Source organism: Streptomyces sp. NPDC028368, assembly GCF_055565615.1.
The window spans coordinates 243,146-265,802 of record NZ_JBVHTY010000009.1; the positions used below are offsets into that span (position 1 = coordinate 243,146).

Annotated in this window: 18 protein-coding genes; 5 read left to right on the forward strand and 13 right to left on the reverse strand. The window is 70.8% G+C overall.

The window, feature by feature from the left end; all coding sequences use genetic code 11:
* The first annotated feature begins 186 nt into the window (after positions 1 to 186).
* A complete protein-coding gene (locus ACZ4S3_RS22515; RefSeq protein ID WP_467936866.1) occupies positions 187 to 963 on the forward strand; it encodes a TetR family transcriptional regulator in 777 nt (258 codons plus the stop codon).
* On the opposite strand, the gene ACZ4S3_RS22520 is transcribed toward ACZ4S3_RS22515, so the two are convergent.
* The gene (locus tag ACZ4S3_RS22520) at positions 920 to 1,939 is read right to left on the reverse strand and encodes an MDR family NADP-dependent oxidoreductase (protein WP_467936868.1); all 1,020 of its coding nucleotides are present in this window, start codon (positions 1,937 to 1,939) and stop codon (positions 920 to 922) included. The two genes, ACZ4S3_RS22515 and ACZ4S3_RS22520, sit on opposite strands and share 44 nt — an antisense overlap.
* 173 nt (positions 1,940 to 2,112) lie before the next feature.
* On the opposite strand from ACZ4S3_RS22520, the gene ACZ4S3_RS22525 reads away from it, so the two are divergent.
* On the forward strand, positions 2,113 to 2,751 hold the full coding sequence (locus ACZ4S3_RS22525) for a ScbR family autoregulator-binding transcription factor (protein ID WP_467936870.1): 639 nt from the start codon (positions 2,113 to 2,115) through the stop codon (positions 2,749 to 2,751).
* Here ACZ4S3_RS22525 and ACZ4S3_RS22530 read toward each other — a convergent pair.
* Positions 2,738 to 5,002: a bifunctional salicylyl-CoA 5-hydroxylase/oxidoreductase gene (locus ACZ4S3_RS22530; RefSeq protein WP_467936872.1), complete on the reverse strand. Its 2,265-nt coding sequence runs from the start codon at positions 5,000 to 5,002 to the stop codon at positions 2,738 to 2,740. The two genes, ACZ4S3_RS22525 and ACZ4S3_RS22530, sit on opposite strands and share 14 nt — an antisense overlap.
* A gap of 2 nt (positions 5,003 to 5,004) precedes the next feature.
* A complete protein-coding gene (locus tag ACZ4S3_RS22535; RefSeq protein WP_467936874.1) occupies positions 5,005 to 5,832 on the reverse strand; it encodes an enoyl-CoA hydratase family protein in 828 nt (275 codons plus the stop codon).
* A gap of 387 nt (positions 5,833 to 6,219) precedes the next feature.
* Here ACZ4S3_RS22535 and ACZ4S3_RS22540 point away from each other — a divergent pair, with 387 nt between their 5' ends.
* Complete coding sequence (locus tag ACZ4S3_RS22540; protein ID WP_467936876.1) at positions 6,220 to 6,717, forward strand: ATP-binding protein; 498 nt, start codon at positions 6,220 to 6,222, stop codon at positions 6,715 to 6,717.
* On the opposite strand, the gene ACZ4S3_RS22545 is transcribed toward ACZ4S3_RS22540, so the two are convergent.
* The 10 genes from ACZ4S3_RS22545 to ACZ4S3_RS22590 form a co-directional block, all read right to left on the reverse strand.
* The gene (locus tag ACZ4S3_RS22545; RefSeq protein WP_467936878.1) at positions 6,701 to 8,278 is read right to left on the reverse strand and encodes an amino acid permease; all 1,578 of its coding nucleotides are present in this window, start codon (positions 8,276 to 8,278) and stop codon (positions 6,701 to 6,703) included. The genes ACZ4S3_RS22540 and ACZ4S3_RS22545 overlap by 17 nt on opposite strands.
* A gap of 271 nt (positions 8,279 to 8,549) precedes the next feature.
* Positions 8,550 to 9,554, reverse strand: a complete 1,005-nt coding sequence (argF, locus tag ACZ4S3_RS22550; protein ID WP_467936880.1) for an ornithine carbamoyltransferase — start codon at positions 9,552 to 9,554, stop codon at positions 8,550 to 8,552.
* 220 nt (positions 9,555 to 9,774) lie between these two features.
* Positions 9,775 to 11,010 (reverse strand): arginine deiminase, encoded by a 1,236-nt coding sequence (locus ACZ4S3_RS22555; protein WP_467936882.1) that lies wholly within the window; start codon positions 11,008 to 11,010, stop codon positions 9,775 to 9,777.
* Positions 11,011 to 12,105: 1,095 nt separating this feature from the next.
* Entirely contained in the window at positions 12,106 to 14,958 is a 2,853-nt protein-coding gene (locus tag ACZ4S3_RS22560) for a polynucleotide kinase-phosphatase (RefSeq protein ID WP_467936884.1), read from the reverse strand.
* Entirely contained in the window at positions 14,955 to 16,493 is a 1,539-nt protein-coding gene (locus ACZ4S3_RS22565; RefSeq protein ID WP_467936886.1) for a 3' terminal RNA ribose 2'-O-methyltransferase Hen1, read from the reverse strand. Before ACZ4S3_RS22565 ends, ACZ4S3_RS22560 begins: the two co-directional genes overlap by 4 nt.
* An 83-nt stretch (positions 16,494 to 16,576) precedes the next feature.
* The gene (locus ACZ4S3_RS22570) at positions 16,577 to 17,500 is read right to left on the reverse strand and encodes an LLM class F420-dependent oxidoreductase (protein WP_467936888.1); all 924 of its coding nucleotides are present in this window, start codon (positions 17,498 to 17,500) and stop codon (positions 16,577 to 16,579) included.
* Positions 17,501 to 17,813: 313 nt separating this feature from the next.
* On the reverse strand, positions 17,814 to 18,269 hold the full coding sequence (locus tag ACZ4S3_RS22575) for a DUF6099 family protein (protein ID WP_467936890.1): 456 nt from the start codon (positions 18,267 to 18,269) through the stop codon (positions 17,814 to 17,816).
* Positions 18,270 to 18,609: 340 nt separating this feature from the next.
* Positions 18,610 to 18,993, reverse strand: a complete 384-nt coding sequence (locus tag ACZ4S3_RS22580; protein ID WP_467936892.1) for a nucleotide pyrophosphohydrolase — start codon at positions 18,991 to 18,993, stop codon at positions 18,610 to 18,612.
* Positions 18,990 to 20,435, reverse strand: a complete 1,446-nt coding sequence (locus ACZ4S3_RS22585) for an AAA family ATPase (RefSeq protein WP_467936894.1) — start codon at positions 20,433 to 20,435, stop codon at positions 18,990 to 18,992. The genes ACZ4S3_RS22580 and ACZ4S3_RS22585 overlap by 4 nt, the downstream gene beginning before the upstream one ends.
* A gap of 55 nt (positions 20,436 to 20,490) precedes the next feature.
* Positions 20,491 to 20,880: a cell division protein SepF gene (locus ACZ4S3_RS22590; RefSeq protein ID WP_467936896.1), complete on the reverse strand. Its 390-nt coding sequence runs from the start codon at positions 20,878 to 20,880 to the stop codon at positions 20,491 to 20,493.
* Between the two features lie 296 nt (positions 20,881 to 21,176).
* Between ACZ4S3_RS22590 and ACZ4S3_RS22595 the strand changes: the two genes are divergently transcribed.
* The gene (locus ACZ4S3_RS22595) at positions 21,177 to 21,764 is read left to right on the forward strand and encodes an RNA polymerase sigma factor (protein ID WP_467937023.1); all 588 of its coding nucleotides are present in this window, start codon (positions 21,177 to 21,179) and stop codon (positions 21,762 to 21,764) included.
* Positions 21,761 to 22,567 carry an Ada metal-binding domain-containing protein gene (locus ACZ4S3_RS22600; RefSeq protein ID WP_467936898.1) on the forward strand — a complete coding sequence of 269 codons (807 nt, stop codon included), beginning with the start codon at positions 21,761 to 21,763 and terminating at the stop codon, positions 22,565 to 22,567. The genes ACZ4S3_RS22595 and ACZ4S3_RS22600 overlap by 4 nt, the downstream gene beginning before the upstream one ends.
* The last annotated feature ends 90 nt before the right edge of the window (positions 22,568 to 22,657 follow it).

Below are 22,657 nucleotides of genomic sequence, written 5' to 3' on the forward strand. Positions count from 1 at the left end.
ACTCAAGGCCCAAACTGGGCGGCACACGGCGACGACGGACGGCTCGATCCGAGCCGGCGGCCCAGCGATGCCTTTACGCCGCGGCAAGCACTTCCGGCCAATCACTCGGAAAAGATAGAACCGCATGGTCGGTTTTTTTGTAGACTACAACCAGCTTGCAGCCGTACTAGAGACGGGACGGACACCGTGCCCACGCAGCATCGCGCCATCCAGAGCCGCCAGGCGCTCATCCGCTCGGCCGCAGAGACCTTCCTGGAGAAGGGAGTGCCCGCCGCGGGCATGGTCGAGGTCAGCCGCCGCGCCCGCCTGAGCAAGGGCGCGCTCTACTTCCACTTCACGTCCAAGGACGACCTCACCCTCGCGGTCCACGACAGCGCGCTCGCCACCCTGCAGGAGGTCGAGAGCGCGCTCGCCCGCTCCCCGCAGCCGCTGGTCCCCGCCGTGCGGGACTTCGCCGTCGAGCTGTTCGAGCGGGTGCAGGCCGATCCCGTGCTGCGCGCCGGGCTGAGGCTGCGGTCGGACACCGTCCCGGGGCTGGACATCCATGCCCTCGAGCACCGGTGGTACGCGCTCTTCCTCGACAAGGCGCTGGCCAATGGGGCGTACGGGGCGGCCTACGGTGGCGCCGAGCAAGACGGCGAGCCGGCGGCCGACGGCGAACCGCAGCGCACGGCCCAGCTGTTGACCACGGTCGTGACGGGCCTGCTGCATCTCGGCGGGGACGACCGCGCGTGGTGGGACAAGGACGCCATCGTCGCCCTGTGGGACCGGCTCGCGGTCACGCCGGCCGGGGGTGGAGCGGCGCTTGACGGCGTCCCGGCGACCGCCCCGGTCACGTCGGCCGCCCCCGTCTCACCGGTCTCACCCGTCTCACCGGTCTCACCGGTCTCACCGGCCGATGTGACGGCTCAGCCCGGCCTCACAGCTCGATCAGCACGGATCCGGTGTGACGCCCCTGGATGAGCTCGCACAGCGCGCGCGGCGCCTGCTCGATGCCCCGTAGCAGGGAGTGCGGGAAGACCAGCGAGCCGTCCCGCAGGCCGTGACCGAACTCCCGCGTCCATTCCTGGGCGAGGTCCGGGTGGGCGTGCAGCCCGAAGCCGCGCAGCGCCACCCGGCGCGTGATGATCAGCCCCGCGTCCAGCCCGACCGGGGAGGCCACCGAGCCGTCCCCGGCCAACTGGGTGGAGAGCGCCCCGACCAGCGCAAAACGGGCGTCGGGGCGGGCCGCCACGAGCGCCGCGGTGAGCTGCTCGCCGGCCACGGTGTCCAGCAGTACGTCGATGCCGTCCGGGGCCGCCCGGCGCAGCTGCCGCTCGATCGGCCCGGCGCCGCGCACGACGGTGTCGTCATAACCGAGTTCGGCGCGCAGCCGGACCGCCTTGCGCTCGGAACTGGTGCTGCCGATGACCCGGCCTGCGCCCAGCCGCCGGGCGATCTGACCGGCCAGGCTGCCCACACCGCCCGCCGCGCCGGTGACGAACACCGTGTCCCCGGGCCGGACCTCGGCCGCCCGGCGCAGCGCGCCCCATGCGGTGGCGCCCTGTGAGAGATGCGCGGCGGGGGTGGGCAGCGCATCCGGGTCGAGCCGCCGTACCCGCGACTCCTCGGCTACCGCGAACTCCCGCCATCCGTATGGGTGATGGACCAGCTCTCCGGGAGTGAAGCCGCCGCCGGGCGCCGCCACGACCTCGCCGACCGCCGAACCCCACAGCGCCTGGCCCGGCACGAACGAGGGCATCGGCAGCTCGGCACCGGTCATCTGCGTCCGCATCGCCGCGGTCACCGCCATCAGGCGGGTGCGCACCAGGACCTGACCGGGGGCCGGTTGGGGCACCGGCGCCTCGACGAGGTTGAAGTGATGGGGCGTCAGATCACTGTCGACGTGCGCGGCGAGCCGCACCTCCCGATGCGTGGCGGGCAGGGCGGTCAGCGACATCGGTCGGCTCCTCACACTCACGGGGGAACGGTGCCGGATTACTCCGCCGGACGGCGTCGCTATCCGATACCGCATGGTTGGCTTCTTTATCATGCGGAATGAGCCTGGGAGGCCCGGGGCGAGGGTTCCTGCTCAGAAACCACAACTCCAAGAGAGCATACGGAGAATGATCAGTGGCCAGGCAGGAACGCGCGGTGCGCACCCGGCGCGCCGTCCTCGAAGCAGCGGCCCACGTCATCGGCGCACATGGGTACCAGGCGGCCACCATGGCCGAGATCATCCGGCGGGCCGGGGTCACCAAAGGGGCCCTCTACTTCCATTTCACCTCCAAGGACGCGCTGGCCCGCGCGGTCGTCACGGAGCAGAGCCGGCCCTTCCTCCCGCAGGTGAGCGAGTCCCGGCTGCAGGACGCCATCGACTTCACCCACCGGGTGGCGCTGGCGCTGCGCAGCGACGCGTTGTTGCAGGCCGGGACGCGGATCGCGGTCGAGACGACCTTCAGTGAGGATCCGCTGATGCCGTACCGGAACTGGACCGACATCATCACGGCGATGTTCACCGACGCCCGGGGCAATGGCGAGCTGCTGCACAGTGTGGTGCCGGACCGGGCGGCCGAATTCTTTGTCGCCGCCTATATGGGCGTGCAGCTGTTCTCACGTGCCGCGACCAACCGCGCCGATCTGCCGGAACGCGTCACCGCCCTGTGGAGGCACACGCTTCCGGGGCTCGCGTCGCCCGGCGCGCTCAGTCACCTGGACCCGCACGGCCGGAGTGCTCCTACTCCCCGCTGCCGTCCCGCTACCGCAGGGTGAGGCGGGGTTTGGGGGCGTCGGTACGGCCGGTGGGCGGGGTGCGGCTGCCCGCCTGGTAGGGCATCGGCCAGGGGGCTCCGGGGCCCGCGTAGCCCTGTTCCGCGGCGGCGTGCAGGGTCCAGTGCGGGTCGTACAGATGCGGCCTGGCCAGCGCGCACAGGTCCGCGCGCCCGGCCAGGACCAGCGAGTTGACGTCGTCCCAGGAGGAGATGGCGCCGACCGCGATGACCGGTATGCCGAGGGTGTTACGGATGCGGTCGGCGAACGGCGTCTGGTACGAACGGCCGAACTCGGGGCGCTCGTCGGCCACGACCTGCCCCGTGGACACATCGATGGCATCGGCGCCGTGCTCGGCGAAGGCCGCCGCCATTGCCAGCGCGTCCTCGGCGGTGGTGCCGCCGTCGGCCCAGTCCGTGGCGGAGATCCGGACCGTCATGGGCCTGTCGTCCGGCCACACCTCCCGGACCGCGTCGAACACTTCGAGGGGGAAGCGGAGGCGGCCGGGCAGGGAACCTCCATAGGCGTCCGTGCGTTCATTCGTCAGCGGGGAGAGGAATCCGGAGAGCAGATATCCGTGGGCGCAGTGGAGCTCGAGGAGGTCGAAGCCACAGCGGGCGGCGCGGCGCGCGGCGGCGGCGAACTGCTCGCGGATGACGGTGAGTTCGCCCTCGGTCAGCTCGTGGGGACGCCGGCTGCCGGGCTTGTACGGGAGGGGGGATGCGGCGACGAGAGGCCAGTTGCCGTCGTCGAGCGGTTCGTCGATGCCGTGCCACATCAGCTTTGTGGAGCCCTTGCGGCCCGAGTGGCCGAGCTGGACGCCGATCGCGGTGCCCGGTGACCGCTCGTGCACGAAGTCGGTGATACGGCGCCAGGCCGCGGCCTGGTGCGGGGTGTAGAGGCCGGCGCAGCCCGGGGTGATGCGGCCCCGTTCGCTGACACAGACCATCTCGGTCATGACCAGGCCGGCGCCGCCCAGGGCGCGGGCGCCCAGGTGGACGAGGTGGAAGTCGCCGGGGACGCCGTCCTGCGCGGAGTACATGTCCATGGGCGAGACCACCACGCGGTTGCGCAGGGTGAGGCCGCGCAGCCGGAAGGGGGTGAACATCGGCGGGGTGCCGTCCGGGGAGCCGGATTCGCGCTCGACGGCCCGGGTGAAGTGCCGGTCGCGCAGCCGCAGATTGTCGTGGGTGACGCGGCGGCTGCGGGTGAGGAGGTTGAAGGCGAACTGGTGCGGCGGCTGGTCGAGGTAGGTGGCCAGCTCCTCGAACCACGCGAGGCTGGCGCGGGCGGCGCGCTGGGTGGAGGCGACGACGGGGCGGCGCTCCTCCTCGTACGCGGCAAGTGCGCTCGCTGTGTCCGGCTGCTCCTGGAGGCAGGCGGCCAGCGCGAGGGCGTCCTCGACGGCGAGTTTGGTGCCGGAGCCGATGGAGAAGTGCGCGGTGTGCGCGGCGTCGCCGAGGAGGACCGTATTGCCGTGTGACCAGCGGTCGTTGACGACGGTGCGGAAGGCGATCCAGCTGGAGTTGTTGGAGCGCAGTGAGCGGCCGCGCAGGGCGTCGGTGAAGGTCTTGGCACACCATTCGGCGGACTCGCGCTCGTCGGCCCGGTCGAGTCCGGCCGACCGCCAGACCTCCTCGCGCATCTCGACGATGACGGTGCTGGCGTCCGGCGAAAAGGGATAGGCGTGGAGCTGGGCGACACCGTGCTCGGTCTCGGCGATCTCGAAGCGGAAGGCGTCGAAGGCGAAGTCGGCGGCGAGCCAGATGTAGCGGCAGCGGTGAGTGGTCAGCTGCGGGCGGAAGGCGTCCGGGTGCGCGCTGCGGGTGGCGCTGTGCACCCCGTCGGCGGCGATCACCAGGTCGTACGAGCGGGCCAGCTCGGCGGCGGGCGGCGCCTCGGCGCGGAAGCGCAGGTCGATGCCGAGGTCGCGGCAGCGCCGGTGCAGTACGGCCAGCAGCCGGCGCCGGCCGAGCGCCGCGAAGCCGTGCCCGCCGGAGGTGAGGGTGCGGCCCCGGTGGACGATATCGATGTCGTCCCAGCGGACGAACTCCGCCTGGAGCGCGCGGTAGACCTCCGGGTCGGCATGCTCGATACCGCCGAGGGTCTCGTCGGAGAGCACGACGCCGAAGCCGAAGGTGTCGTCGGGGGCGTTGCGCTCCCATACGGTGATCTCGCGGGTGGGGTCGAGGCGCTTGAGGAGGGTCGCGGCGTACAGCCCGCCCGGCCCACCGCCGATGACGGCGACCCGCATTGCTACTTCCCCTGCCACTTCGGCGTCCGCTTCTCCGTGAAGGCGGCGTGGAATTCCGCGTAGTCGGCGCTGTTCATCAGCAGCGCCTGGGTGGCGGCGTCCATTTCGACGGCGGCGGCGAGCGGCATATCGAGCTCGGCGGTGAGCAGCGCCTTGGTCTGGGCGTGGGCGAGGGCGGGCCCCTGGGCTAGGCGCTCGGCAAGCGCCGCGGCCGCCCCGTCGACCTGCCCTTCCTCCGCCAACTCGCTGATCAGTCCGAGCCGTTCGGCCTCCGGTGCCCGTACGGTGTCGCCGAGCATCAGCAGCCGGGTGGCGTGGCCGAGGCCGATGACGCGGGGCAGCAGATAGGCCGCGCCCATGTCGCCGCCGGACAGGCCGACCTTGGTGAAGAGGAACGCGAAGCGGGCGGAGGGATCGGCGACGCGGAAGTCGGCGGCCAGCGCGAGCACCGCCCCGGCGCCCGCCGCGACACCGTGCACGGCCGCAATCACCGGGAACGGCGCCTCCCGCAGCGCCCGTACGACCTGCCCGGTCATCCGGTTGAAGTCCAGCAGCTGCCCGGTGTCCATCGCCAAGGTGGCGCCGATGATCTCCTCGACGTCCCCGCCGGAACAGAATCCGCGCCCCTCGCCACCGAGGACGAGGGCACGTACGGAGCGCTCCCTGGACAGCTCCGCCAGCAGATCCCGCAGATCCGCGTAGGCCTCAAAGGTGAGGGCGTTGAGCTTCTCGGGGCGCGCGAGGGTGACGGTGGCGACGCCGTCTTCCCTGGTCACACGGATGTGTTCCCAGGCGCTGGTGCTGTGGGCGGATCCTGCGAACGGGCTCATCGGTCTGCCTGCCCCCTTCGGCCGGACGGCTGGTGCGTGCGGTGGGCTGCGCTGGGTGTGCCGGGGCGTGCTGGGATGCTGCACTTTGAAGTTATCACTGGTTCGTTACTGTCGTCATGAGAACGCGATAACTCAGCGCCATGGGACAGGGCGCTGCACGGGACACTGCGCGGGGCGAGCGGAGCGTGCGGCACCCCTGAGTCGTCGCATCGCTGCGGACCGAGGCGGCCGGGGAGCGACGATCCGGCCGCGACCGCTTGGGCCAAAGGTCCCGACCGCCATGTGACACAGGTCCCACGGATCCCGGTCGCCCGGCCCTGCCCCCGCACACCGTGCGCTTTCTACCGTTGAGGCACCTCATCGGGCCTTCGTGAACGGATCAGCGTCATGCCTGACATGCCGGAATCGCCCCTCCCCCCTTCCTGGCGGATCGCCCTGCCGCACGCGCCCACCGCCGTCCCCATGGCCCGCGCACTGGTCCGTACGGCCCTGCTGGATCTACGAGCTGCCGTCGCAGGCCATACGGCCGAGCTCCTCACCGCCGAACTGGTCACCAATGCCGTCCAGCACTCCCGGGGAACGGGACCCATTCAGCTGGTGGTGGAGCGGGTGCCGGCCGGCTGCCAGGTGGAGGTGCACGACGGCGATCCGGTGCCGGGGGGCCGGCCGGCCGGCGCGCCGTCCGCCCTCGGCGGTCACGTCCCGACGCCGCGCCCCGGCCCGTATGGCGAACATCCCGGTGCGGGAATCGGCAACGACCGCGGCAAAGGCCCCGGCGGCAGCGAGAGCGGCCGCGGCCTGACGCTGATAGAGGCGCTCAGCTCGACCTCCGGCTGCCGGCCGACGCCGCACGGCAAGGCGGTCTGGTTCACCCTTCCCGCGTAGCCATGGCGGGAACCGCAGCCGCATCCGCATCCGCATCCGGGGACGCATCGGGAGCAGCCGCATCGGGAGCCGGGCCGGCGCTGCCCGCCACGACCGGGCCCGCCGCCTGCGCCAGCCGCGACCGCCGCCGCCCGTAACAGGCATAGACCAGCGCACCCACGGCCAGGAACACGGCGAACTGCAGCCAGGTCGCGAGCCCGGTCCCGTAGATCAGATAGACGCAGAAGCCGATACCGAGCAGCGGGCTGACCGGGAAGAGCGGCACCCGGAAGCGGCGCGGCAGATCGGGGCGGGTGCGGCGGAGCACCATCACACAGAGGTTGACCACGGCCATGATCGCCAGAGTCCCGATGGTGGTCAGGTTCATCACCACATCGAGCGGCACGACTGCGGCCGGGACCGCGAAGACGACGGCGACGATCCAGGTGTTGGCGACCGGTGTGGACGTGCGGGGCGAGATCCGCTCGAAGATCCGCGGGATCAGGCCGTCCCGTGACATCGACATCAGGATGCGGGTCTGGCCGTACATCACGGCGAGGACGACGGACGCGATGGCGACGACCGCGCCGAAGGCGATCACGCCGCCGCCGAGGGTCGAGTGGGTGACGTGGTTGACGATCAGCGAGAGCGCGGCGGGCCGGCCGGCGACCTGGTCGGAGGAGAGCGCGCCGATGGCGGCGACCGCGACCAGGCAGTACAGGACGGTGACCACGCCGATGCAGGTCAGGATCGCGACGGGGATGTTGCGCCGCGGGTTCTTGACCTCTTCGCCGGCCGTGGTGATCGCATCGAAGCCGATGTACGAGAAGAACGCGACGGAGGCACCGGAGGTGATCCCGGCGACGCTCTGCGGGGCGAACGGCGACAGGTTGCCGGCCCGGAAGGCGCTGAATCCGATCGCACAGAACAGCACCAGGACCGCGAGCTTGAGGACCGCCATCGCGGCGGTCGCGCGGGCGCTCTCGCGGATGCCGCGGACGAGGAGCAGCGCGGCGAGCAGCATCACGACCACGGCCGGGATGTTGACGATGCCGCCGTCACCGGGCGGACTGGAGAGCGCGGCGGGCAGCTGCCAGCCGGTCAGGCTACCCAGCAGCTCGTTCAGGTACTGCCCCCAGCCGACGGCGACCGCCGAGACGGAGATGCCGTATTCGAGCAGCAGACACCAGCCGACCAGGAAGGCGGTGCGCTCGCCGAGGGTGGCGTAGGCGTAGGAGTACGAGCTGCCGGACACCGGTATCGCACCGCCCAGCTCCGCGAAGGAGAAGGCGGTGAAGACGCAGGTGATGGCGGCGAGCACAAAGGAGACGATGACGGCGGGGCCCGCCTCGGCGACCGTGTCGGAGAGCCCGACGAAGATGCCGGTGCCGACGATGGCGCCGATGCCGAAACACATGAGCTGGAAGAGGCCCATGCTCCGCTTGAGGCCGTTGCCCTCGAGGTCCGCGCCGGATTCGGCGACGAGGAGGTCGGGGGACTTGATGCGCAGTCCGGACGGACCTGCAAGAGGCGCGGCGCGCAGCGCCTCCTTGGGGTGGTGGCGCAAGACGGGCGGGCGCATGGGTGGTTCTCTCTCTGGTGGTGCGGTGCGCGCGGCGGAGGGTGGGCCGCGCACAGACCGGGGTCCGGACCGGTGGGTCCGAACCCCGTGAGCGGCTCGATGGTAGCCGCTATGTCTGCATGATCGCCCGTTGAGCCGTATGGCTATGCAGGATAGGTCATGTGACGTTTCCTGCGATTCACCGCGGTGCGGCAGGATTGCATCACATTCCGCCGGATTTCATTCCGCCGAATTCAGCCCGCCGCCGCCCACTGAATCCCTACGAAGACCCCTACCGCCCCAGCGTCGCCACCAGCACGGCCTTGATCGTGTGCATCCGGTTCTCCGCCTCATCGAAGACAACGGAGTGCGCGGACTCGAAGACCTCGTCGGTGACCTCCAGCGACTCCAGCCCGTACTGCTCGTAGATCTCCCGACCGACCGCGGTGCCCAGGTCGTGGTACGCGGGCAGACAGTGCAGGAACTTCACATCCGGCTTCCCGGTGGCCCGCAGCACGTCCATGGTGACGGCATACGGGGCGAGCAAGGCGATCCGCTCGTCCCACACCTCCTTGGGCTCCCCCATGGAGACCCAGACATCGGTGGTGACGAAGTCCGCGCCGCGCACGCCCTCGGTGACGTCCTCGGTGAGCGTGATGCGGGCGCCGCTCCGGTCGGCCAGCGCGCGGGCCTGAACGATGACCGCCTCCTCGGGCCACAGCTGCTTGGGCGCCACGATCCGTACGTCCATGCCGAGCAGCGCGCCGGTGACCAGGTAGGAATTGCCCATGTTGTTGCGGGCGTCGCCGAGGTAGGCGAAGGCGGTCTCCTCCAGGGGGCGGCCCTCGCCGTGCTCGACCATGGTCAGTACATCGGCGAGCATCTGGGTCGGGTGCCAGTCGTCGGTCAGCCCGTTGAAAACGGGCACACCGGCGTGCGCGGCAAGCTCCTCCACGTCCGCCTGGCGGCTGCCGCGGAACTCGATGCCGTCAAACATCCGGCCAAGGACGCGCGCGGTGTCCTTGACCGACTCCTTGTGCCCGATCTGCGAGCCGGAGGGGTCGAGGTAGGTGGTCGAGGCCCCCTGATCGGCGGCCGCGACCTCGAAGGAGCAGCGGGTCCTGGTCGAGGTCTTCTCGAAGATCAGGGCGATGTTGCGGCCCTGGAGGCGGGCGATCTCGGTCCCGGCGCGCTTGGCTGCCTTGAGTTCGGCCGCGAGGCCGATCAGTCGGCGGAATTCCTCGGCGCTGAAGTCCAGCTCCTTGAGGAAGTGGCGGCCCGTGAGGTCTATCGCCATGGTGGACTCCTGGTTCGCGGCAATCGGGGACGGACGGATGCGGATCCTGGAAGTATATACGAGGGCACGTATCTCTATACGTAGCGTCTCTGCGCGTAGCGTCTCTGCACGTAGCGCACGTCGTATCTCTCTACGCCGCACCGTCCTATGCCTACCCGGCCCGCCGGGCGAGCCCGGACGGCCAGGTCCCGGTCGCGGGCCGCGCCTCCAGGACCGGCCCTCAGCCCATTCCCGGCACGGCGTCCCGCGTCACCGGGCAGCTCATACACCGCGGCCCGCCCCTGCCTCTGCCCAGCTCGCTCCCGGGAATGGTGATCACCTCGATGCCGCGCTTCCGCAGGAACGTATTCGTCGTGACGTTCCGCTCGTAGGCGACGACCACGCCCGGCTCCACCGCCAGCACATTGCAACCGTCGTCCCACTGCTCGCGCTGCGCCGAGTGCACATCCTGTGTCGGCGTCAGCACCCGGATGTCGTCCAGCCCCAGGGCGGCCGCTATCGCGCGGTGCATATGCTCCGGCGGATGGTCGGTGACCTTGAGGTCCTGTTCCCCCGAACCGGCCTCGATGGTGTACGAGCGGAGCATGCCCAGCCCCGCGTACTGCGTGAAGGTGTCTCCGTCGATCATGGTCATCACGGTGTCCAGATGCATGAAGGCCCGCCGCTTGGGCATGTCCAGCGCCACGATGGTACGCGCGGATCCCGCCGCGAACAGCCCGCGCGCCAGCAGCTCCACGGCCTGTGGAGTGGTCCGCTCGCTCATCCCGATCAGCACCGCCCCGCTGCCCAGCACCAGGACGTCGCCGCCCTCGATGGTCGAGGGGTAGTCGGCCTGGCCTTCGGACCACACATGGAAATCCGCGTCACGGAAGAGCGGGTGGTGCCGGTAGATCGCCTCGTAATGCACGGTCTCGCGCTGGCGGGCAGGCCAGCGCATCGAGTTGATCGAGACGCCGTCGTAGATCCAGGCGGAGGTGTCACGGGTGAAGAGGTGGTTGGGCAGCGGGTCGAGCAGGAAGTCGTCCATCTCCATGACGTGGAAGCGGACCGAGGTCGGCTCGGGATGCCGTTCCAGAAACTCCCGCTTGGTCATACCGCCCACCAGCGCCTCCACGAGCTCGGCCACCGGGAGCTCGTCGAAGGCCGCCCGGAGATGGTCGGTGGCCAGCGGCCCGTACTCCTTCTCGTTGAAGACCCGGTCAAGGACCAGCGACCGCGCCTCGGGGATCCGCAGGCTGTCCGCCAGCAGATCACCGAAGAGGTGGACGTCCACCCCACGGTCCCGGAGCACATCCGCGAACCCGTCGTGCTCGGCCCGCGCACGGCGCACCCACAGCACGTCGTCGAAGAGCAAGGCGTCCTTGTTCGAAGGCGTGAGCCGTTTCAGCTCGAGATCGGGGCGATGAAGGATGACCCGGCGCAGTTGCCCGGCCTCGGAGTCGACATGGAATCCCATCTCCCCATCTTGGCCGCTCCGGGGCGAGTACGAACCTCGTCGGGGGATGTCGGCCGATGATGACCGGGTGCGGGCGGAGAGGCGGACGGAGAGCGCGACGCTCGGGGTCGGCGTGATGCTCAGGACGCCGACCGGGGTTGCCGCGGTTTTCGCTTAGCCTCCTCCCAGTTTCGCCGCGGGCTTCCGCCGACCTGGCCCTGGACTTCCCCTGGTCTGGCCCTGGACTTCCCCCGGTCTGTCTCCGGCGTTCCCCCGGGGTTCTGCCGAGCCTTGTACGGCTCCCTTCGGCTCTCTTCGGCCCCCTTCGGTTTTCCTCCGGCTCCCTCCGGTGCTTGCTCCGTCGTCGGCGGGCCAGCCGGCCGACGGGCGCGTTGATCGCCGCCGATACCGTCCTCGTACCGGCCGGCCTCCTCGTGCCGGCCTCCGCCGACGTGCACGGCCATCCCCCGCCGAGCTCGTGACGGCGCTGCGCGAAGCCCACCGCCGCGGCGCGCGCCTGGTCTCGCTCGGTACGCGGCGCTGCTCGCCGAGCGCTACCTGGCCGTCACGATGGCCCCGGCGATCCTCCGTCGCGGTGGACCCGCCGGTCCTCTATGGCGACCACGGCGATGTGCTCACCGGCGCGGGCGCCACCGCCTCCATCGACGTCCGTCTGCCCTTGGCACGCAAGGACTTCGGCTCCGAGATCGCCAACTCCCGGGCCCGCCGGCTGGGCGTCCCCGCGCACCACCCCGGCGGCCAGGCCCAGTACGTCGAGACGCCGCTGCCCGAACCCGCGACGACTCCCTCGCCCCGCCGGGAACCACTTTCCTGCAGCAGCTACAGGCCCAACACATCGCCCGCACAGGCGAGTTACCCGAAGGCACCGACCTCGCGGTGGACCGAGTGGCGGAGATCAGCGGCCTGGGCACCGCCGTCGATCTCCGCCACCACTTCACCCGCACCAGGGGGCGCGCCGCCGGTCGACTACCGCCGGTCGTACCGGACGGCGCGGGTGGCCCCTGCGGCGTGCGGCGGACCGGTCCACCCGCAACCGCCGGTCCCTCCGCATCCGTCGCCGCCTCCATCCGCGGATCGCCGACAACCACCGACCGCCTACAACCGCGGGTCCACCGGCTCGGACTCCAGCGCGAGCACCGCGAAGACCGCCTCGTGTACGCGCCACAGCGGTTCGCCGTCGGCCATCCGGTCGAGGGCCTCCAGGCCGAGCGCGTACTCGCGCAGGGCGAGCGAGCGCTTGTGGCCCAGGTGGCGGACCCGCAGGCGCCGCAGGTTCTCCGGGCGGGTGTACTCCGGCCCGTAGATGATCCGCAGGTACTCGCGGCCGCGGCACTTGATGCCCGGCTGGATGAGCCGGCCGTCCTCGCCGCGTATCAGCGCCGCCAGCGGCTTGACCACCATGCCTTCGCCGCCGTCTGCGGTGAGGTCCAGCCACCAGGCGATACCGGCCGCGACCGATGCCTCGTCCTCGGTGTCGACGACGAGCCGGCGGGTCGGGGCGAGCAGCGCCGTACGGCCGCCGCCCGGCTCCGTGGCCACGGCCTCCGCCACGACCTCCGCCTCCGCCTCGATGAGCCGGTCGATCATGGCGAGCTGCTCGGTGTGCGCAAGCCCGGCCAGGCTGCGGCCCTGTACGGCGAGGATCTGGAACGGCGCGAGCCGGATGCCCGCCAACTCGTCAGATTCTGCCCCGGAGGGCAGTTCTGTGCCTGTCCCAACGGGCAGTTCCACGTCTATCCCGGAGGGCTGTTCCGCCTCCGCCCCGGTGGGCAGTTCCGCGCCGACGCGCCAGCAGTAGCGCCGGTAGGCGTCCGTGAACGCGGCGGCGTCCGAGGCCCGGTCACGCTGCCGGTCGAGCAGAGCCGCTACGTCGACGCCCCTGGCGGCGGCCCCCTCCAGCGCTCCGAGGGCGCCCGGGAAGACCGCTCCGGACGCCGCCCCGACGGCCGCGTACTGCTTGCGCAGCAGACCGGTCGCCTTCAGGGACCACGGCATCAGCTCGGCGTCCAGCAGCAGCCAGTCGGTCTCCAGCTCCGCCCACAGCCCGGCCCGTTCGGCACACTCGCGGACCCGCCGCAGAATGCGCTCGGTCTTCTCCGCGTCGTCGAAGAACGGCCGCCCCGTACGGGTGTAGAGCGCGCCCGATACACCCTGTGGCACCCCGAAGCGCTCGCGGGCCGCCGCCTCGTCGCGGGCGACCAGGACCACCGCGCGGGAGCCCATGTGCTTCTCCTCGCAGACCACCTCGCGCACCCCGTCCGCGCGGTAGGCGGCGAACGCCTCGACCGGGTGCTCCAGATAGCCTTCACCAGCGGTTTCGCCACCGGTCTCGGCCTTGGAGGTCGCACAGGGCGCCATCGTCGGCGGGAGGTACGGCAGCAGCCGCGGGTCGATCGCGAAGCGGCTCATCACCTCCAGCGCGGCCGCGGCGTTCTCCTCCTTGACCGCGAGCCGGCCCATGGAGCGGGTCTCCACGATCCGCCGCCCCGCGACATCGTTCAGGTCGAGCGGACGGCCGTCCGCACCGCCGGGCGCTTCCGTGGCGAGGGGCTTGGCGGGCTCGTACCAGACCTTCTCAGCCGGTACGTCCACCAGCTCGCGCTCCGGCCAGCGCAGGGCGGTCATGGTGCCGCCGAAGACGCAGCCGGTGTCGAGGCAGATGGTGTTGTTGAGCCAGTTGGCGCGCGGGGTGGGCGTGTGGCCGTAGACGACGGCGGCGCGGCCCCGGTAGTCCTCGGCCCATGGGTAGCGCACCGGCAGACCGAACTCGTCGGTCTCGCCGGTCGTGTCGCCGTAGAGCGCGAACGACCGCACCCGGCCCGACGTCCGGCCGTGGTACTTCTCCGGCAGTCCGGCGTGGCACACCACGAGCCCGCCGCCGTCCAGGACGTAGTGGCTGACCAGGCCCTGGATGAAGTCCGCGACCTCGGTGCGGAAGGTGTCGTCCTCCTTCCCCAGCTGCTCGACGGTCTCGGCAAGACCGTGGGTGTGCTGGACCTTGCGGCCCTTGAGGTATCGGCCGAGCTTGTTCTCGTGGTTCCCCGGCACGCACAGGGCATGGCCGGCTGCGACCATGCCCATCACCAGGCGCAGCACACCGGGGCTGTCCGGACCCCGGTCAACGAGGTCGCCGACGAAGACGGCCGTACGGCCCTGCGGGTGCGCGGCGTCCACGGCCCGGCCGAGCGCGTCGCGCTCCAGTGCATATCCCAGCCGGCCGAGCAGGCTCTCCAGTTCGGAGCGGCAGCCGTGGATGTCGCCGATGATGTCGAACGGGCCGGTGAGATGGCGCAGGTCGTTGAACCGCCGCTCGGTGACGATCTCGGCGGCCTCGACCTCCTCCGGGCCGCGCAGGAGGTGCACCTTGCGGAACCCCTCACGCTCCAAGTGCCGCAGGGAACGGCGGAGTTCGCGCTGATGGCGCTGGATGACCCGGCGGGGCAGCCCGGCTCGGTCGGCGCGCGCCGCATTGCGCGTGGCGCATACCTGTTCGGGTACGTCGAGGACGATCGCCACCGGCAGTACGTCGTGCTCGCGCGCCAGCCGCACCAGCTGGGCGCGGGCCTCGGACTGCACATTGGTGGCGTCGATGACGGTCAGCCGCCCGGCCGCCAGCCGCTTGCCCGCGATGTAGTGCAGCACGTCGAAGGCGTCGCCGCTGGCGCTCTGGTCGTTCTCGTCGTCGCTGACCAGCCCGCGGCAGAAGTCGGAGGAGAGGACTTCGGTCGGCTTGAAGTGCCGGGCGGCGAAGGTCGATTTGCCGGAGCCGGTGGCCCCGATCAGCACCACGAGCGACAGGTCGGGCACGGCGAGCGTGCGCGGCGCCCGCTCGGGCAGAGGCTGCGACTGCGGCTGGTGCCCGCTTTCCTGCTCGCGCCCGCTCTCCTGCTGGTCCTCGTGCTTGTGCTGGTTCTCGTCCTCGTACTCCGTACGGTCGGCGTCCGTCATGCCGCGGCCTCCTTCCCTCTCATCGAACTGCTGCTGTGCTCACTGCTACTGCTGTCTTCCTTGCTCCCGCCGTCTTCCCCGCTCCTGCCGTCATCGCCGGCGGCCAGGCGGAAGTGGGCGAGCTGGGTGGGCGGCCCGACCTCGGGGTCCTCCGGGCCCACGGGGCCGAAGGTCACCGCATAGCCGTGCCGGGCACCGACCTCCTGCGCCCATCGCCGGAACTCCTCCCGCGTCCACTCGAAGCGGTGGTCCGCATGCCGCACATGACCGGCGGGCAGCGACTCCCAGCGCACGTTGTACTCGACGTTCGGCGTGGTCACGACGACGCTCCGGGGTCTGGCCGCCCCGAAGACCGCGTACTCCAGCGCCGGCAGTCTCACCGGATCCACATGCTCGACGACCTCGCTCAGCACCGCCGCGTCATATCCCTTGAGCCTGCTGTCGGTGTACGCCAGCGACCCCTGGACGAGCCGTACGCGCTCCGACTGCCGCTCGGACATCCGGTCCAGCCGCAACCGACGGTGCGCCTCGTGCAGCGCCCGCATGGAGACATCCACCCCGACGATCTCGGTGAACTGCCGCTCCTTGAGCAGCGCACCGACCAACTGCCCCTGTCCGCAGCCCAGATCGAGTACCCGCGCCGCCTTGGCCGCATGCAACTCCTCCAGGATCGCCTCCCGCCGTTGTACGGCGAGCGGTACCGGTTTCTGCTCGGTGTCCACCTCCTCGTCCACCGCGTTGTCGATCTCCTCACCGTCCGCGTCGTCCGCCTCGGCGAGCCGTGCCAGCGCCAGCCGTTCAATGGCCTGGCGCGTCAGCGCCTCGCGCCGCGCGAGATAGCGGCCGACGATCACCCGCTGCTGGGGGTGATCCTCCAGCCAGCCCTCGCCGGCCCGCAGCAGCTTGTCGACCTCATCGGGCGCGACCCAGTAGTGCTTGGCGTCGTCCAGGACCGGCAGCAGCACATACAGATGCCGCAGCGCCTCGGCGAGCCTGCACTCCCCCTCCAGGACGAGCCGTACGTAGCGCGAGTCGCCCCACTCCGGGAACGTCTCGTCCAGCGGCAACGGCTCGGCCACCACCGTCCAGCCCAGTGGCTCGAAGAGCCCCCGCACCAGCTCGGCGCCGCCCCGGGCGGGCAGCACCGGCACCTCGATCCGCAACGGCATCGCCCGCTCGGTCAGCTCCGGCCGCGCCTTGCACTGCCCCTTCATCGCGCTGGAGAAGACGCCGCGCAGCGCCACCGCCAGCAGCGAAGACGCCGCGTACGGTCGGTCGTTGACGTACTGCCCGAGCGCCGAATCCGGTGCGCCACCACGGCCCTTGCCCTGACCCCGGCGGACCAGGGCGATGGGATCGACCTCCAGCAGCAGCGCCGCCGTGCACCGTTGCGCGTCGGCCTCTGGGTAGAGAACGTGCGCGACGCCGTACGCCGTCGAGAACTGCTGGGCGTTGTCGGGATGCTTATGCAGCAGAAATCCGAGGTCGGTCGCGGGACGGTCGGCGCTGCCGGTGGTGGTTATCGTCAAGAACACGCGTCCGAGTATGGACTCACATGCTCCGATCCCCCACCCGTTTTCCGGCAGTGCCCGCCCGTGACCGGACCCGGAATCCGCGGTCAGCTCAGCTGCGACTGCACCTGCGCGGAGATCAACTCCAGGTGATCCAGGTCGTCGAGGTCCAGCATCTGCAGATAGACCCGGGACGCGCCGACGGCGGCATACCGGCCGATCTTGTCGACGACCTCGGCGGGCGTGCCCGCGAGGCCGTTGGCCTTCAGTTCATCCACCTCCCGTCCGATGGCCGCGGCTCGCCGCGCCACCTCGGCGTCGTCCTTGCCGACGCAGGCCACAAGGGCGTTGGAGTACACCAGGTCGTCTCCCTTGCGCCCGGCGGCCTCCGCGGCCGCCCGCACCCGTCCGAACTGGCGCTCAGTGTCTTCGAGCGAGGCGAAGGGAATGTTGAACTCGTCGGCGTACTGAGCCGCCAGCTGCGGCGTACGCGTCGCGCCGTGCCCGCCGACCAGCACCGGCACCTTGCCCTGGGCGGGCTTGGGCAGTGCGGGCGACTTCTCCAGCTGGTAGTGCTTGCCGTCGTAGGAGAACTCCTTTCCTTCCTCGGTGGCCCACAGGCCGGTGATGATCGCCAACTGCTCTTCGAGCCGCGCGAACTTCTCCTTGGGGAACGGAATGCCGTACGCCTTGTGCTCTTCCTCGAACCACCCCGCACCCAGGCCGAGTTCGACCCGGCCGCCGGACATCTGGTCTACCTGCGCCACCTGGATGGCCAGCACACCCGGCAGGCGGAAGGTGCCCGCCGTCATGAGGGTGCCGAGGCGGATGCGCTTGGTCTCGCGGGCCAGTCCCGCCAGCGTGATCCAGGCGTCCGTCGGGCCGGGCAGTCCGTCGGCATTGCCCATCCGCAGGTAGTGGTCGGACCGGAAGAATGCGTCGAAGCCGAGATCCTCGGTGGCTTTGGCGACCGTAAGAAGGGTGTCGTAGGAGGCCCCTTGCTGGGGCTCCGTGAAGATTCGTAGGTCCATACCTCCATCCTGCACGCTGGACGGCGAGCCAACCGTCAGAGCGTGTCGATCACTGGGTCGGGTCACCGCAGCCGGAGCGGGCCGGCCGACGACGATGATGACGGCGCCAGGCGTGGTCGCGAGAGCGGTTGCTGCGGAAGCCGGAATGGCCGGCGCAGTGGCCGTGGCGGCTGCGGTAGCGGAGACGGGCGGGGCCGCCTCGGGCATGGGCGCGTGGGCACTACGGAACGAGGATGGCAACGACCGGCGCGCCTTTACCGGAAGGCATCTTGGACGGGCGTGGTCCGGGCAGGCCCGTCGGGTGTGTCGGATGTCAGGCGAGGTTCCGTTCGCGCGCCTCTAGTTTTTCCAGTATTCCGGCCACGTGGTCTCTCGACTCATCGGCCGTGTCCATGGCCTCGACGCAGGTCCAGTACGCCCCCTCCTCGTCTGCCGACGACACCACACTCACCAGTGCCTCGCACACCTCTTGCAGTAGTTGACACAGGCCGGTCAACGCGGCCTTGACATCGCGCACTTCGGACAGCTGGGCGGCCCGCAGCCCGCCAGTGGTCGGCGCCTGGCACAGCAGTCCCCCGCTGAACCGCCCGCCCGCGTCGCCCAAACCTCGAGCCCTGGACCGCACTTCATACGGCCCCGCTATCGCGAGATGGCTGCCTATCGCTTCGGCCAAGACTTGTGCCTGCCACGCCTCGACAACCACGTCCTGAATCGTGCTCGCCTGCGCCAGGCAGCGCCGACTGGCCGCGATGATCCGCACCGCGTCCATCCGCGCCCCCTCCCTTCACTGTCACTCGCCTTCACCCCGCACTCTTTCCACTACCCAGAGTGAGGGTGAACACCCAAAAACGCCAGAGGATTTCGCAAATCTGTGGACAAGCAAGGCGTTGTGGAAAGATCGATGACTCCGAAGAGTGACGATCGGTGCGCCCGGCTCCGCTCCTCCCCCTCGGGCCCCTCTGAACCCGCGAACAACACTGCCATCACAAGGCACTTGAATCTTCGACGACACTCCTGTCACACCGATCAACGTGATGCTCGTTGATCGCCTCCCGGCACGCGGCCGGGAGGCAGGGAAAGGAGTGAGGAGAGGAGAAGGGACGGCCCCTTCACTTCCCGCCCTCTCGCCCCTCGCTCCCCTGCGGCCGGTCCGGTCCGTCCTGCCGCGCCGGGCGGACCGGCGGAAAGCGCGACTCATTGCGCTCGATCTTCGCGGCAAGCGCCGTCAGCGCATCGATCCCCAGCGCCTCGCAGAACTGCAGAAGATAGGCCAGCACATCGGCGACCTCGTCCTCGACCCGGCCGGCCGCCTTCGGATCGGACATCACCTGCGCCGACTCCTCCGGCGTCAACCACTGGAAGATCTCGACGAGTTCGGCGGCCTCGACGCTGAGCGCCGCGGCCAGGTTCTTGGGCGTGTGGTACTGCTGCCAGTCCCGGGCGGCCGCGAATTCGGCCAGCCGTTGCTGGAGGGCATGAAGATCGTCACTCATGCCCCTAGGTGTAGCACCTGCACGCCGGGCAGCCCCTCGGCGACCGATGGGTCCCCCACCGCCCCCAGCAGCCGGACATGCCCGCGCTCGGCCATCCGTACGGCCAGCGACAGCAGCTCCCGCGCCTGCCGACGGTCCATACAGCGGTCGAGCCCGTCCGCCATGACCGTCAGCTGCTGATGGGCGGACGGGATCTCCCCCGCCGGATCCATCTCCAGCACCCCGGGCCCGGTGAGCAGGACCAACGCCAGCGCGAGAAACCGCATCTCACCGTCACCGAGCTGTTCGACGGGCATCATCCCGAGCGCGCCCCGGTCGACCAGAGCCTGCATCCCGGCAGCCGCAGGCACCTCCCGCGCCCCGCCCGCAGGGCGAGCCGTCCGCGTCGCCACTCCGCCCTGCGCACCCCGCCCCGCCTGCCCGCCGCCCGACGAATCCGGGGCCGCCGCACGCCCGGACGGCTGCTCCCCGGCCGCCCCGGCCCCGGCCCTCGCACCGGCCCCGTCGTCGGAGCCGCTCGCCTCTCGCGGCACCGCGTGCAGCCCCTCGACGGGCCCCGTGCAGGCGTCCCGTACCGCCGCCACCAGGAGTGCATGCCGCCGTGTGCACTCACGGCTCGTACGCTCCAGCACCGCCGCGAGGTTCTCGCAGGACGACCGCAGCCGCCCCTCGTCGGGCTCGCCGCCCCCGTCCCGGCCCCAGCCGCCGGCCGCCCTGCCCCGGCCCCCCGTCCGCTCCCGGGCCTTCGCGCCCCCGCTCCCCGCGCCCACCGTCGCCTTTGCCGCCTCTGGTTCCGGGGGCGTTCCCCTCCCCGTCTCCCGCATGGCCTCCGGCCGCGGATCGCACACGAAGGCGGACCGCAGGGCGACCACGACCTGCTCCGCCGCGGCCAGGACCAGTCGCTGTCCGGCCGTCTTGCCCGCGACGCGCAGCGGGAGGAGGGAGGTGCCCAGCCGGTCATCGGGCAGCGGCGCACGGGTGACGGGTGTCGCACCGGCCGTATGCCAGGCCGCCTGCACGGCGCGGCGGGCCGGGTCGGTGAGCGCCGTGGTGAGCAGCGTCTCACCGCCACCGGTCAACCGCTCGCCGACGATGCGGAGTTCGGGTTCGGCCTGAACGGCGAGATCGAGGCTGACGGGACCGGCCGGACCGTCGACCGTGCAGCCGATGCGGAAGCCGCGCCGTCCCTGTTCGTCGGGGCGTGCCCCCGCCGGAATGCACGCCGACGCGCCACCGGCCACCGCCCCCATCGCGTGCGCCAGGAGCTCTCCGCTGCCGAGCCGGGAGAGGATCTCGTACGCCTGCAACGCACTGGACTTGCCGCTGCCGCTCTCGCCGGTCAGCAGCGTCAGCGGGCCGATCGGCAGGGTGACGCCGCGATGGGTCTTGAAGGCGGAGAGCCGTAACTCGGTGACCGCCGGTCGTGCACTGTCAGTGTTCATACCGGGACGCTATGCAGCGGACCGGACGGAGAACCGTTACGCCCAACAGCTCTTCCTACGAACGGGGGACAGCTCCGGCGCGCGGTTCGGCAACCTCGGTACCGATCGGGGCGAGCAGGAAGACATTGGTGTCGACGCGGTGCATCCCGCTGCCGAGACCGAAGACGACACCACTGGAGAAGTCCAGGATGCGCTTGGCGACATCGGTGTCGGCGCTGCTGAGGTCCAGCAGGACCGGGATCTGCGCCATGAGGTACTCGGCGACCTCACGCGCGTCCGCGAACGTCTGGACACGGATGACCATGAACCGCCGTTTCTCCTCGGTCGGTTCGTCGTCGGGGAGGGCGCGGTGGTCGGGCCAGGACGGCCACTCACTGCTGCTGCGGAGCGGGACGACCTCGGCGAGCCCTTCCCACTGCTCGTCGGTGGCATCGGGGCCGTTCACCGAATCACCTCACTCAGAGGGTCGCTGGCTTTCTGCGGTATCTGCATCGCGCGAATTCTAGCGATAAACATACAAAGCTGGCCGGATGCGACACACGCGGCGTCACATCCCTGCCCCATCCTGCACCATGGCCCCTGACCTGTGCGGACAGCCTCGGCAGATCGTGCGTCGAGTTTCTGTGTGCCTGTTCATCCGCACTCGTGAGGGGAAGGGGTTCCGGCACACCTCCGCCCACGCGGCACAGGTCCTGCGCCGCCCGTGCAACCATCGAAAGCCCTTCGGTGTTTTTGTGAATGATGGACGAGACAGCCGAGCCACTCTGCGAACGCCTGGCGACGGATCTGGACGACGGTTTCACGGAACTGGTCCGGGTCCACGCCTCAGCGGTCCATGCCTTCTTGCTCCGGGTGACGGGAAACGCCACGGAGGCGGACGACCTGGGCCAGGAGACATTCCTGCGTGCTTACACGGCGCTGCAGGGGTACTCCGCGGAACGGCGCCGTGCGCTGCGTCCCCGTGCGTGGCTGATGACGATCGCCGCGAACGTGTGGCGCAACCATGTGCGCACCTGCATCCGCAGGCCCGTCGCCACCACTCGGGTGGAGGACTCCTGCGAGAGCTGGCCGGCCGAGGGGCCGGGGCCGCAGGAGCGGGCGGACACGGCCGCCGACCGGGCGCTGCTGGTCGCGGCGCTCGCTCGATTACCCGAGCGGGCCCGGGTGGCGGTGGTGCTGCGGCATGTCGTCGGGATGAGCTACGCCGAAGTGGCCGAGGTGCAGGGATGCCCGGTCGGGACGGTCAAGGCTCAGGTGTCGAGAGGGCTCGGCACACTGCGTGAATTGCTGGAACCAGAAGTCGCGTTGCTGAGGGAGGTGACGATGTGAACCGAGGTGGAGAATGGGCCACGCAGCCGGAGGGCGACGTGGAAGCCGCCCTGGCGGAGCTTGCCGGTCCGGCTCCGGGTGACTTCGCCGCGCGGGTGCTGCAACGGGTGGGAATCCCGAGGGACCGGTACGACATGTATCTGCACCTCGACGCGCCCGCCGGCGGGCTGTACGTCGCATACGGGGCGCAAGCCGTGACCGGAGCCGCGCTGGGCAGAACTCTGCCCGGACCCCAGGCGTTCGAGGAGGCGCACCTCGCCCGCACGGGACGGAGCGCGATCCCCACGACGCGGCCCCTGCCGGGGCTGCGGACCGCGCTGCGCACCGGGCGTGCCAAGAGCCTGCGGATCGATCTGCCGGAGCTCACCGAAGCGGAGCGGGCCGCGCTCGATGCGGTACGCACCATTCCACGCGGGCAGTTGCGGCCGCTCGCCTGGGTCGCGCGGGAGGCCGCGCTCCTTGACAATGCCGCGGTCACCGAGGCCCTGCTGGTCAATCCGGTGCCACTGCTGATCCCCTGCCACCGGGTCACGTTCGACGACGGCGGGCCGTGCGATCTGCGGTACGGCCCCATAGCGGGCGCGGCGCTGCGCAGCGCCGAGGGCATCGACGAGGAGTTGGTGGGGCTGTCGCGTTCGGGGACGGTGCTCCTCGGCAGTGACACCACACGGATCTACTGCCATCCCACGTGTGCCCACGCACGGCGGATCACCCGGCCCCATCAGGTGCCGTTCCGCTCGGCACGGGCCGCCCGCGAGGCGGGATACCGCGCCTGCAAGAGCTGCCGGCCGATAGCGGCGTGAGGCGCACGGCGGAGTGAGGTCCGCCGCGGAGTGAGGCCGGTCGCGGCGTGAGGTCCCTGGCGCCGGGCGGGAAACAGCGGCGTGCCGAAA